Raw genomic sequence first — 12,248 nt, 5'->3', positions numbered from 1 at the left:
TATGCCGCAGGCGCCCGGTGTTTTCGCATGCCGGTGCGCTGCTTCCGACCTCGCGAACCCGCTCGCGTAAGGTCCGGCTCCTGCCCCCCTAGGTCAGTCAACTTTAGCCCAGCAACAGGGCCTATCTTTGATCCGGATCAAAAGCGAGTTACGAATTGTTCAGAATCTGAAAAGATCGGGTGTGCGCTTACGCCCGATTGAGAAAATCCCGCAGCACCCTGGTCACCTTGTCCGGTTCCTCCAGAGGGGAAAGGTGGCCGCAGCCCTCGACGATCACCAGTTCACTGCCAGGAATATGGTCGTGGATTTCCTCGGAGACGGGTACCGGCGTCAGTCTGTCGCCCTCGCCGACCAGAACCAGGGTCGGGCAGCGGATATCGCCCAGTGAAGGGCGGGAATCGATGCGGTTGATAAGCGCGGTCTGTTGCCGGATGAAGGCCTCCGGACCGGTGTCATTGGCCATATCGACCACGATGGCCCTCAGGTCTTCGTCCTCTTCGCGCAGCTCGTGCACAAATCCCGGATAGAGCAGGTGAGGGACCTTTTTGAAGCCGCGTTTCCGGGTCATGTCGATCAGGAACCGGCGCCGTTCGGACTGGTCCTCGCGATCCGCGCGCGCGTTTGTGTTCATCAGAGCCAGTTTTGAGACACGCTCCGGCGCCTGGCGCATGATTTCCATCGCAACATAACCGCCCATGGACAGCGCAATCAGGGAGAACCGCTCGGGCGCTTCGGCAAGAAAGCTTCCTGCAATCGCCGAGATGCTGTCATGTTCGCGGTGGTTGGCCACCATGATTGGCCGGTCTGCAAAGGCGACGATCTGTTTGGAAAACAGCGTCTCGGTGCAGAGCAGACCGGGAATGAACAGGATCGGGTCGCCCATCAGGCACCCTTCGGGCGTTCCGCCAGCATCATGTAGTTGACATCCATGTCGCGTGACTGTGCCCAGCTGTCGGTGAGCGGATTGTAGCTGACACCCGAGCGGTCGATCACCTTGAGGCCGGCCGCCTGCAACGGACCTTCGATCTCTGCCGGGCGCACCAGTTTGTCATAGGTATGGGTGCCCTGAGGCAGCCAGCGCAGCACATATTCCGCGCCGACAATCGCCAGCGCATAGGCTTTCAGCGTGCGGTTGATGGTTGCAACGAACATCAACCCGCCCGGACGAACCATCCGGCTGGTCGCGTCGAGAAACAGCGGCACGTCGGCGACATGTTCGACCACTTCCATGTTGAGCACGACGTCGAAATTCTCTCCGGCCTCTGCCAGGGCTTCCGCCGTCTCTGCGCGGTAGTCGATGTTCAAACCGGAGCTCTGCATGTGCAGTCTGGCGATTTCGATGTTGGTTTCCGACGGATCGGCTCCGACCACCTCTGCGCCGAGACGGGCCATCGGCTCGCTGAGCAAGCCGCCGCCGCAGCCAATGTCGAGAAACCGTAGCCCCTTGAAGGCATCGGCTGCCTTCGGATCACGGCCGAACTGGCGGCAGACTTCCTGCTTGATGTAGCTCAGCCGGACGGGATTGAACTTGTGCAGAGGCTTGAACTTGCCGGTCGGGTCCCACCATTCCGCAGCCATGGCGGAAAACCGGGCGACCTCCTCGCTGTCGATCGTTCCGCTGGTCGCTTCTGCCTTGCCGGTCATTGCTCGGTCCTTTCCACTGGCCGAAGGCATTGTGCTTCAGCCCCATTTCATTCTTTAGCTGTCGTTCAGCGTCTTTGACCTTTTGTCAAGTGATCGCCGACGAACCGCTGTTGCAGCATAGGGACGCAGCCTGTATGCATGTGCGCCGATCCATAAGGCGCGGGAGACGCGTCAACACACCTAATGAAGTTTACGAGTGGTATGGCCCGACTGGTTTTAAAATTTGGCGGAACTTCGGTTGCCGATCTTGATCGCATCCGCAATGTTGCCCGCCATGTCAAACGGGAAGTGGATGCCGGACACCAGGTTGCCGTGGTTGTTTCGGCCATGGCCGGACAGACCAACAAGCTGGTCGAGTTCTGCCGGGAAGCCTCGCCCCTGCACGATGCCCGCGAATATGACGCAGTTGTCGCCTCCGGCGAACAGGTGACCTCCGGCCTTCTGGCAATCGTACTGCAGGACATGGGTGTCAATGCCCGCTCCTGGCAGGGCTGGCAGATCCCGATCAAGACCGACGAGCAGCACGGCGCGGCGCGCATCAGCGAGATCGACGGCAGTTTCTTGAGCGAACGGCTGGAGCAGGGCCAGGTGGCCGTTGTGGCCGGGTTCCAGGGCGTGGCGCCGGACAACCGTATTGCCACGCTCGGCCGTGGCGGGTCGGACACAAGCGCCGTGGCCATTGCCGCAGCCATCAAGGCAGACCGCTGTGATATCTATACCGATGTCGACGGTGTCTACACGACCGATCCGCGTATCGTCCCGAAAGCGCAGCGCCTGGAGCGCGTGTCTTTTGAGGAAATGCTCGAGATGGCGTCCCTCGGCGCGAAGGTGCTGCAGGTGCGGTCTGTCGAAATGGCCATGGTTCATGGCGTCAGAACATTCGTGCGCTCCAGTTTCGATGATCCTGAAGCAGCGCAGGTCGGCTCGAACGACCATCCGATTGGAACTCTTATTTGCGACGAGGATGAACTCGTGGAACAGCAGGTTGTCACCGGCATCGCCTATGCCAAGGACGAAGCCCAGATCTCTCTCCGTGACGTGGCCGACAAGCCGGGCGTTGCCGAGTCGGTGTTCGGACCGCTGGCCGACGCCCATATCAACGTGGACATGATCGTTCAGAACATCTCGCCGGACGGCAAGACGACGGACATGACCTTCACCGTTCCGGAAAGCGATTACCAGCGCGCCATCAAGGTGCTTGAAGACAATCGCGACGAGATCGGCTTCCAGAAGCTGGAAGGGGCAACCGATGTCGTGAAAGTCTCGGTCATCGGGATCGGCATGCGGTCTCACGCCGGCATCGCCGCGCAGTGTTTCCGGGGTCTTGCCTCCAAGGGCATCAACATCCGCGCGATCACGACATCGGAAATCAAAATCTCCGTTCTGATCGATTCCGCCTATGCAGAACTTGCAGTGCGGACTCTCCATTCGCTATACGGGTTGGACGGATAGTCACATCCGGCAGGCAGGCTCCGGCGGGGACCGGGGCCCAAGTCTGACTGAAGCGGGATCAATCGGGGGCGCAATGCGCAGCAACCTGGCCGGACCGCGCCTCCTGCTCCGCCGGCTTCGCGAAGTCATGGCAGAGCCGATCACGGCGCAAGAGCGACTCGACAAGATCGTTGTACTGATCGCGTCGAATGTGGTTGCCGAGGTCTGTTCGGTTTATATTCTGCGTGCCGACGGCGTTCTGGAGCTCTATGCCACCGAGGGTCTGAACCGGGCTGCGGTTCACAATGCCTCGCTGCGCGTCGGCCAGGGCCTGGTCGGTCTGATTGCTGCTGAAGCGCGTCCGCTCAATCTTCCCAATGCCAGCGCCCATCCCGGCTTTGCCTATCTGCCGGAAACGGGCGAAGAAGCCTATAATTCCTTTCTCGGTGTGCCGATCCTGCGGGCTGGGCGCACGCTCGGCGTTCTTGTGGTGCAGAACCAGTCGCACCGGACCTATCTGGAAGATGAGGTCGAGGCCCTTCAGACAACAGCTATGGTGATTGCCGAAATGGTCGCCGCCGGCGAACTCGAGGCGATTGCGCAAAAGGACACCGGTCTCGATCTGTCGCGCCCGATCACCGCTTCCGGCGCCGGCCTTTCCGAAGGCGTCGGGCTGGGTCACGTGGTTCTTCATGAGCCGCGGGTGGTTGTCACCAATCTGATTGCCGAAGACGGGGACAAGGAAAAGGGCCGGCTGGACGGCGCCATCAACAGACTGCGCCTGTCGATCGATGACCTCCTGGCCAGCGGTGAAATTGCAGCGACCGGCGAACACCGAGAGGTTCTCGAAGCCTATCGCATGTTTGCCTATGATCGCGGCTGGATCCGCAAGATCGAGGAAGCAATCAGGAACGGTCTGACCGCAGAGGCAGCCGTTGAGAAGGTCCAGAGCGACACCCGCGCGCGTATGCTGCGCCAGACCGACCCTTATCTGCGCGAGCGCCTGCACGATCTCGACGATCTTGCCCATCGGTTGATTCGCGAGCTCATGGGCCGTGAACACGGTCCGGGCATGGACGAGCTGCCCCAGGACGCGATCATTGTCGGTCGCAACATGGGTGCGGCGGAGCTTCTGGACTATGGCCGGGACCGGATTCGCGGCCTTGTGCTGGAAGAAGGCGGACCGACCAGCCACGTGACCATCGTGGCTCGCGCGCTTGGCATCCCGACCGTCGGTCTTGTCGACGATATCGTCAGCCTGGCGGATGGCGGTGATGCCATCATCGTCGATGGCGACAGCGGCGAGGTGCATCTGCGCCCGGCGGCCGATCTGGAAAATGCCTATGCGGAGAAGGTTCGTTTTCGCGCCCGCCGGCAGGCACAGTACCGGCGCCTGCGCAACAAGCCGTCCGTCACCAAGGACGGTGTCGAATTTTCCCTGCAGATGAATGCGGGTCTTCTGGTCGATCTGCCGCATCTGGAAGAAGCGGGCGCAGCCGGTGTCGGACTGTTCCGCACCGAGTTGCAATTCATGGTCGCCTCCAGCTTTCCGCGCATGCGCGAGCAACAGGCGCAATACAGTCAGGTCCTGAATGCGGCGGCCGGCCGCCCGGTCACCTTCCGCTCGCTCGATATCGGCGGCGACAAGGTGCTGCCCTATCTCCGCTCCATTCAGGAAGAAAACCCAGCAATGGGCTGGCGGGCGCTGCGGCTCGGTCTCGACCGGCCGGGGCTGTTGCGCACCCAGATCCGGGCATTGCTGCATGCCGCGGCGGGCCGTGATCTGAAGCTGATGTTCCCGATGGTGGCGGTGGTTGACGAATTTCTTCAGGCAAAGGCGCTGGTCGACAAGGAAATCAAACATCTGCGCCGGCACGGCCATGCGACGCCGGAAAATGTCCGTCTCGGTGTGATGATCGAAGTTCCGTCCTTGCTGTTTCAGCTGGACGAGCTGATGACCTATGTCGATTTCGTCTCCGTTGGCTCCAACGACCTGTTCCAGTTCTTCTGCGCGGTCGACCGGGGGAACACGCGCGTTGCCGAGCGTTTCGATACGCTGGGTGTCGGGTTCCTCAGGGCCTTGAAATCCATCGTCGATGCCGCAAATAAAGCCCATGTTCCGGTGACGCTGTGCGGTGAGCTGGCCGGTCGGCCTCTGGAAGCCATGGCGCTGATCGGTCTGGGCTATCGGGACCTGTCGATGTCGCCTGCCTCGCTCGGGCCAGTCAAGGCGATGTTGCGCACGCTTGACGCGGGCCGGTTGTCCGCCAGGCTGCTGCCAAGGCTTGAGCCGGGACATGATGACAGCGACATCCGTGTGGTCTTGAAGCGGTTCGCCGCCGAGACCGATGTTGCTCTTTAGCGCAAACGGGCGTAACCCACCCATAAATCGGGAATTTTAGGAGAATCAGCGCGTATGCTGGCGCGTCACAAACTCGATACCCTGCTGGACCGGTTCGCCGAAATCGAACACCTGATGTCCTCCGGTCCGGATCCCGCGGTTTACGTGAAACTGTCGCGGGAATATTCCGGTCTTGAACCGCTTGTCGGCAAGATCCGGGCTCTGATCAAGGCAGAGGCGGATCTCGAAGGGGCCGAAGCGCTGCTGTCGGACCCGGAAACAGACGCGGACATGCGGGAGCTGGCCGAACTGGAACGTGATGAGCTGGCCGAACAGGTGGAGCAGCTCACGCAGGACGTCCGCCTGGGACTTCTGCCGAAGGACGAAGCCGATACCAATGACGCCATTCTGGAAGTCCGGGCCGGAACAGGTGGCGATGAGGCTGCGCTGTTCGCCGGCGATCTCTTTCGCATGTATCAGCGCTATGCCGAACTACGGGGCTGGAAAGTCGAAGTTCTGTCGGCCAGCGAAGGGGAGGTTGGCGGTTTCAAGGAAATCATCGCCTCTGTCACCGGTGAAAACGTCTTTGCCCGCCTGAAATTCGAGTCCGGCGTGCACCGCGTTCAGCGTGTGCCCGCAACGGAATCCGGCGGCCGTATTCATACATCCGCCGCCACCGTGGCTGTGCTGCCGCAGGCCGAAGATGTCGATATCGATGTTCAGGACAGCGATCTCAGGATCGATACGTTCCGGGCGTCGGGAGCAGGCGGCCAGCACGTCAACACGACCGACTCGGCCGTCCGTATCACCCACCTTCCAACCGGGATCGTTGTCGCGGTTCAGGACGAGCGTTCTCAACACAAGAACAAGGCGCGGGCGATGCAGTTGCTGCGTGCCCGGATCTATGATGAAGAGCGCGAAAGGGCTGCCAGCGAGCGCACGGAAGCGCGGCGTCTGCAGGTCGGTTCGGGCGATCGTTCAGAACGGATCCGGACCTACAATTTTCCGCAAGGGCGCGTCACCGACCACCGCATCGGGCTGACGCTCTACAAGCTGGAGCAGATTGTTGCCGGCGAGGCGCTCGGTGAAGTCATCGATGCACTGATCATGGATCACCAGGCCGGTCTGCTCGCCTCCGAAGAGGCCTGATCCATGGAAATCGGCCGGCTTTACAGGTCTGTGCGTGACCGGTTCCGTGAGGCCGGTCTGGAGACGCCGGATCTGGATGCCAGGCTTCTGGTCAGCGCCGCTCTCGATCTGCCTGTGTCTTCTCTTTTGCTCCAGGAGCGCGAGCGTTCCGACGAAGCCTCTGTCGGTCTGGCCAATTCCTATGCTGAAAAACGGCTGGCCGGCATGCCGGTCGGGCGCATTCTGGGCGAGCGCGAGTTTTATGGGCGCCGCTTTCTTCTCAACGCTGCCACGCTGGAACCGCGGCCGGATACCGAAACGCTGATCGATGCGGTGCTGGCGCGTTGCGACCCGAAGTCGGCGCCGGTTCTGTGCGACATCGGCACCGGTACGGGAGCGATTGCGGTGACCCTGCTGGCCGAATTGCCGCTGAGCAGGATGGTCGCGGTTGATCTTGCTCCCGAGGCCCTTCACTGTGCCCGCCTGAATGCCGAGCAGCATCACGTCACCGATCGTCTGTTGCCTGTCTGTGCCGATTACACGAGTGCGCTCAGGCCGGCGGCGGGGAAAGCTGAGTGGGCAGGGTTCGACTGGGTTGTCAGCAACCCGCCCTATATCCGGACAGCCGTGCTTCAGGAGCTGAGTCGCGAGGTGGTTCAGCACGATCCAGGGCTGGCTCTGGATGGCGGCAAGGACGGGCTTGAGGCCTACAGGATCATTGTTGCAGATGCGGCACACCTCTTGCGCAAAGAGGGGCGAATAGCGCTGGAAATCGGCTTCGACCAGGCGGTCGATTTGAAAAACCAGCTGCGTCATCATGGCTTTGGAGCGATTGAAATCATTAAGGATCTGTCTGGAAACGATCGGGTCGTGCTGGCGCAGAAGTTATAATTTCGCCGTTTTGATCCAAAGGCGAAAAAGCACTTGGAAATCGCTGCGGAAACGGGTAGGTTGCCCTTGCCGAGACCGGAGATGTGATCAGCGTTCAGCGGGGCATGCGCATCCGGCAGTGTGGGGACGGACGCAGTTTAGGCGTTTTGGAAACCACTGCATATCGGACTATCCGGTGTTTACGGACTGTCGAAGAAATGACAAACGCGTTGGCCTGTGGCCTTTAACGCGCTGCGTATGTTTTCAATGACAGCCGCTAACAAGCATTGTTGGTGTCGGTGGCTATTTCGTATCGGTTTATGCAATTCCGATGTTGGGTCGGCGTAATGCTGACCGCCGTTCCGCAAGAGAAAACGGCAGGATGAGACCAGGAAATCAGAGCAATAAGCGTATGCGCGGACGGGGCCGCAAGGGTCCGAATCCGTTAACCCGGACTTACGAATCCAACGGTCCTGATGTGAAAATCCGCGGCACGGCGATGCATATCGCGGAGAAGTATCAGCAGCTGGCCCGCGATGCGCAGGCATCCGGCGACCGGGTGATGTCTGAAAACTACAATCAGCATGCAGAGCACTATCTGCGCATTGTCGCCGCTGCCCAACCGCAGCAACAGCCCAATGTGCAGGCGCCGGCGCGCAACGAGGCTGAAGACAGCAACGAGGTCGCTGCAGCCAACAGCAACGGGCACGCCAACGGTGCAGACCGCGCCCAGCCGGAAGTTGCGTCCAGCGACGGTGACGTTGTCGACGCAGACAGCCCGCAGCCGTTCATCGAGGACATGCCGGTCATCGACCAGGAAGGCAAGGTCAACGGCGCTGGTCAGAAGACGGAAGCCGGAGACGAGCAGGTTGACGACAAACCGCGCCGCCGGACCCGTACGCCACGGGCACGGACGCCGCGTCGGGCGGCCGAAGCGGACAGTGCCGGAGAAGACGCTGCAGCCGGTTCAACGGCAAGCAATGCCGAGGGGGCTGAAAGCCCGGCAGCAGAGGCTGAAGACCAGCCGAAGCCGCGTCGGCGCACTACCCGGCCGCGCCGGACCAAGGCCGCTGAAGATGCGCCTGCTGAAGCCGCACCGGCGACTGAATAATCAGTCCGGCGAAAGATTGAGATGATAAACGGCGTCCTTCGGGGCGCCGTTTTTGTTTGGCTTTGCAAAAAGTACTTCAGGGGGCTTTTGTGATGAATTTGCAACACTATATGAAGGGGGCAGAGCTCAAAGAGGCTGCACGGACGCTCTCAACAGAGGTCCGTATCCCAGATCGTTCCCCATGCTTCGGGTGGTGCGGGCGAGTAGGAGGTAACTCATGAATTTTGAAAAATATACCGAGCGTGCACGCGGATTCGTGCAATCCGCTCAGACCTTTGCGCTCGGGCGCGGCCATCAGCAATTTGCCCCCGAACACATCCTGAAAGTGCTCCTGGATGACCCGGAAGGCATGGCCAGCGGCCTGATTGATCGGGCGGGTGGCCAGACGAAGGCGCTCAAGGGTGATCTTGAGGGGCTTCTCGAAAAGATGCCCAAAGTCTCAGGCGGATCCGGTCAGCTTTATATGGGGCAGGCGACGGCACGCCTGTTCGAACAGGCTGAGAAAATTGCCGACAAGGCCGGCGACAGTTTTGTCACGGTCGAACGGTTGTTGCTGGCGCTGGCAATGGACACGGACAGTGAAGCCGGCAAGCTGATGAAGCGTCACGGTGTGACGGCGAATGCGCTCAATGAAGCGATCAACCAGCTGCGCCAGGGCCGCACCGCCGACAGTGCCACGGCTGAAAACCAGTATGAAGCTCTGAAGAAATATGCGCGGGACCTGACTCAGGTCGCTCGCGAGGGAAAACTGGACCCTGTGATCGGCCGTGATGAGGAAATCCGGCGGACGATCCAGGTGTTGTCACGCCGGACCAAGAACAACCCGGTTCTGATCGGTGAGCCCGGTGTCGGCAAGACAGCCATCGCGGAAGGGCTGGCGCTGAGGATCGTCAATGGCGACGTGCCCGAATCGCTCAAGGACAAGCAGCTTCTGGCGCTTGATATGGGCGCGCTGATTGCCGGCGCCAAATACCGCGGCGAGTTCGAGGAGCGCCTGAAAGGCGTGCTCAGCGAGGTCGAAGCGGCTGCCGGCAGCATCATCCTGTTCATCGACGAAATGCACACGCTGGTCGGTGCCGGCAAGGCGGATGGCGCCATGGACGCCTCCAACCTGCTCAAGCCGGCGCTTGCCCGGGGTGAACTGCACTGCGTCGGCGCAACCACGCTGGACGAATATCGCAAGCATGTCGAAAAGGACGCGGCGCTCGCCCGCCGGTTCCAGCCGGTCTTCGTGACCGAGCCCACGGTGGAAGACACCGTCTCGATCCTGCGCGGCATCAAGGAGAAGTATGAGCTTCACCACGGTGTGCGGATTACCGACAGTGCGATCGTCTCGGCAGCGTCCCTGTCGAACCGCTATATCACCGACCGGTTCCTGCCGGACAAGGCCATCGACCTGGTTGACGAGGCCGCCAGCCGCCTGCGCATGCAGGTGGACAGCAAGCCGGAAGAACTGGACGAACTGGACCGGCGGATCATTCAGCTGAAGATCGAGCGCGAAGCCCTAAAGGCGGAGAATGACGAAGCCTCCAAGGATCGGCTCACCAAGCTTGAGAAGGAACTGACGGATCTGGAAGAGCAGTCCCAGGCGCTGACCAACCGCTGGCTGGGCGAAAAGGAAAAGCTGAACCTTGAACAGAAGATCAAGGAGCAACTGGACCAGGCCCGCATCGATCTGGAAATCGCGCAGAGGCGCGGCGACCTGGCCAAGGCCGGCGAGCTTGCCTATGGCGTGATCCCGGATCTGGAAAGAAAGCTGGAAGAGGCTGAGGCCACGGAAGAGGCCGATGCCATGGTCGATGAGGCGGTGACCCCGTCCCATATTGCCCAGGTGGTCTCCAAATGGACCGGCATTCCGGTGGACAAGATGCTGGAAGGCGAGCGTGAGAAACTGCTCAGGATGGAAGACGTTCTGGCGGGCCGTGTGGTCGGTCAGGCCGAGGCCATTCACGCGGTGTCGACCGCCGTGCGTCGGGCGCGTGCCGGACTTCAGGATCCGAACCGGCCAATCGGCTCGTTCATGTTCCTGGGGCCGACCGGTGTCGGCAAGACGGAACTCACCAAGGCCCTGGCCGCGTTCCTGTTCGATGATGACAGCGCGATGGTACGCATCGACATGTCGGAATACATGGAGAAGCACTCCGTGTCCCGGCTGATCGGCGCGCCTCCGGGCTATGTCGGTTACGAAGAGGGCGGTGCTCTCACCGAAGCTGTGCGCAGGCGCCCCTATCAGGTCGTGCTGTTCGACGAGATCGAGAAGGCGCATAGCGATGTCTTCAACGTGCTCTTGCAGGTGCTCGATGACGGTCGCCTGACCGATGGTCAGGGCCGGACGGTCGATTTCCGCAACACGCTGATCATCATGACCTCCAATCTCGGGGCCGAATATCTGGTCAACCAGCCGGAAGGCCAGGATACCGATGCGGTCCGGGACGAGGTGATGGGGTCCGTGCGCGGGCATTTCCGTCCCGAGTTCCTGAACCGGCTTGACGAGATCGTCCTGTTCCATCGTCTTCAGCGTTCGCAGATGGCCGATATCGTCAAGATCCAGCTGGAGCGGCTGCGCAAGCTGCTTACCGATCGCAAGATCACGCTGGAGCTGGACAATGGCGCGCTCGGCTGGCTGGCGCAGAAGGGGTATGACCCGGCCTATGGGGCACGTCCGCTGAAGCGGGTGATCCAGAAGGATCTTCAGGACCCGCTGGCGGAGAAACTTCTGGCTGGCGAGATTCTCGATGGCCAGACCGTTCATGTCTCCGCCGGAGCCGACAGGCTTCTGTTTCAGGAGGATGCAGCAGAGAGTGCTGCCCTGCAGAGCCAGTCGCTTCACTAGGACCTGCCGTCCTCAGGTGGACGCGAACATGTCGTGTTGCAGTCTGAGATTTCGGCAGGCGCCGGCCTGATCAAGAAAAAAAGCCCGCGGAATTCCGGTTCCGCGGGCTTTTCATATATCGCTGCAAGTCGCGGGTTTGGATCAGTTGACCGCTGCGACCCGCGACGGTTTGCGCGCCCGGTCGAGCAAGGTATCTACACGGTAGCGTTCTGTTTCAAAGGCGGTGCGCATCTCGCCATCCAGCGTGCGCCCCTTCGGCAGCTTGATGCGCATCGGATCCATGTAGCGCCCGTTGACCAGCACTTCATAGTGAAGGTGCGGGCCGGTCGACAGGCCGGTCGAACCGACATAGCCGATGATCTGGCCCTGGGTTACCCGGACACCTTCCTGCACGCCCTTGGCAAAGCCTGTCATGTGATTGTAGGTGGTGGTGTAACCGTTGGTGTGGCGCAGCTCGATGCGGCGGCCATAGCCGGAACTCCAGCCCGCCTTGATGACCGTGCCATTACCGGCGGCCATGATTGGCGTGCCGCGCGGCGCGGACCAGTCCACGCCCCGGTGCATCTTTGTATACTTGTGGATCGGGTGGCGACGCATGCCGAAGCCCGAGCGAAACTTGCCGCCGTTGAGCGGCTTGCGGATCAGGAACTTTTTCGCGCTCTGGCCGGACTCGTCATAAAAGTCGGTGACGCCGTCGTCCGGGGTACGGAACCGGTAGAATTCCCGTGTCGTGTTGCCGGTGTTGAGCGCGGCGTAGAGGATCTTCGGGGCGCTGTTACCGTCGCCTTCGGTGAAGAACAGCTCGATCGCGTCGCCAGGCTGGACGCGGGCATTGAAATCAACATCGAAAGAGAACATGCGCACCAGATCATTGATGATCTCTTCCGGCA

At 61.1% G+C, this 12,248-nt stretch carries 9 protein-coding genes (1 of these 9 cut by a window edge); 6 read left to right on the top strand and 3 right to left on the bottom strand.

Going from position 1 to position 12,248, the window contains the following annotated elements:
- Positions 1–187: 187 nt before the first annotated feature.
- Entirely contained in the window at positions 188–883 is a 696-nt protein-coding gene (locus ACO6TG_RS12545) for an alpha/beta fold hydrolase (RefSeq protein WP_422378472.1), read from the bottom strand.
- Positions 883–1,644 carry a bifunctional 2-polyprenyl-6-hydroxyphenol methylase/3-demethylubiquinol 3-O-methyltransferase UbiG gene (gene ubiG, locus ACO6TG_RS12540; RefSeq protein WP_422378471.1) on the bottom strand — a complete coding sequence of 254 codons (762 nt, stop codon included), beginning with the start codon at positions 1,642–1,644 and terminating at the stop codon, positions 883–885. The genes ACO6TG_RS12545 and ubiG overlap by 1 nt, the downstream gene beginning before the upstream one ends.
- A 201-nt stretch (positions 1,645–1,845) precedes the next feature.
- On the opposite strand from ubiG, the gene ACO6TG_RS12535 reads away from it, so the two are divergent.
- The 6 genes from ACO6TG_RS12535 to clpB all read left to right on the top strand — a co-directional run bounded on the left by ACO6TG_RS12535 (position 1,846) and on the right by clpB (position 11,358).
- A complete protein-coding gene (locus ACO6TG_RS12535; protein WP_094072666.1) occupies positions 1,846–3,096 on the top strand; it encodes an aspartate kinase in 1,251 nt (416 codons plus the stop codon).
- Positions 3,097–3,169: 73 nt separating this feature from the next.
- Positions 3,170–5,437 (top strand): phosphoenolpyruvate--protein phosphotransferase, encoded by a 2,268-nt coding sequence (gene ptsP / locus ACO6TG_RS12530; protein ID WP_422378470.1) that lies wholly within the window; start codon positions 3,170–3,172, stop codon positions 5,435–5,437.
- Between the two features lie 54 nt (positions 5,438–5,491).
- A complete protein-coding gene (prfA, locus tag ACO6TG_RS12525) occupies positions 5,492–6,565 on the top strand; it encodes a peptide chain release factor 1 (RefSeq protein ID WP_422378469.1) in 1,074 nt (357 codons plus the stop codon).
- A gap of 3 nt (positions 6,566–6,568) precedes the next feature.
- Positions 6,569–7,435, top strand: coding sequence for a peptide chain release factor N(5)-glutamine methyltransferase (gene prmC / locus ACO6TG_RS12520; RefSeq protein WP_422378468.1), 867 nt, complete (start codon positions 6,569–6,571; stop codon positions 7,433–7,435).
- A gap of 310 nt (positions 7,436–7,745) precedes the next feature.
- Complete coding sequence (locus tag ACO6TG_RS12515; protein ID WP_422378467.1) at positions 7,746–8,525, top strand: DUF4167 domain-containing protein; 780 nt, start codon at positions 7,746–7,748, stop codon at positions 8,523–8,525.
- 217 nt (positions 8,526–8,742) lie between these two features.
- Positions 8,743–11,358: an ATP-dependent chaperone ClpB gene (gene clpB, locus ACO6TG_RS12510; RefSeq protein ID WP_422378466.1), complete on the top strand. Its 2,616-nt coding sequence runs from the start codon at positions 8,743–8,745 to the stop codon at positions 11,356–11,358.
- 141 nt (positions 11,359–11,499) lie between these two features.
- On the opposite strand, the gene ACO6TG_RS12505 is transcribed toward clpB, so the two are convergent.
- A protein-coding gene (locus ACO6TG_RS12505; protein WP_422378465.1) for a M23 family metallopeptidase crosses the window boundary here: on the bottom strand, positions 11,500–12,248 show its end. The gene runs 1,225 nt beyond the window's last position; only the last 749 of its 1,974 coding nucleotides appear in the window; its start codon lies beyond the right edge, outside the window; it ends in the stop codon at positions 11,500–11,502.

The sequence above is a fragment of the Roseibium sp. genome (genome assembly GCF_965233565.1).
In the GTDB taxonomy this organism is placed as follows: domain Bacteria; phylum Pseudomonadota; class Alphaproteobacteria; order Rhizobiales; family Stappiaceae; genus Roseibium.
Note: the sequence above shows the minus strand (reverse complement) of the source record. Positions and strands in the feature narration are given on the sequence as shown.

Bases quoted from the DNA above. Each gene is read 5' to 3' on its own strand.
- ACO6TG_RS12545 (WP_422378472.1), bottom strand. From the start codon at position 883: ATGGGCGACCCGATCCTGTTCATTCCCGGTCTGCTCTGCACCGAGACG.
- ubiG (WP_422378471.1), bottom strand. From the start codon at position 1,644: ATGACCGGCAAGGCAGAAGCGACCAGCGGAACGATCGACAGCGAGGAG.
- ACO6TG_RS12535 (WP_094072666.1), top strand. From the start codon at position 1,846: ATGGCCCGACTGGTTTTAAAATTTGGCGGAACTTCGGTTGCCGATCTT.
- ptsP (WP_422378470.1), top strand. From the start codon at position 3,170: ATGCGCAGCAACCTGGCCGGACCGCGCCTCCTGCTCCGCCGGCTTCGC.
- prfA (WP_422378469.1), top strand. From the start codon at position 5,492: ATGCTGGCGCGTCACAAACTCGATACCCTGCTGGACCGGTTCGCCGAA.
- prmC (WP_422378468.1), top strand. From the start codon at position 6,569: ATGGAAATCGGCCGGCTTTACAGGTCTGTGCGTGACCGGTTCCGTGAG.
- ACO6TG_RS12515 (WP_422378467.1), top strand. From the start codon at position 7,746: ATGTTGGGTCGGCGTAATGCTGACCGCCGTTCCGCAAGAGAAAACGGC.
- clpB (WP_422378466.1), top strand. From the start codon at position 8,743: ATGAATTTTGAAAAATATACCGAGCGTGCACGCGGATTCGTGCAATCC.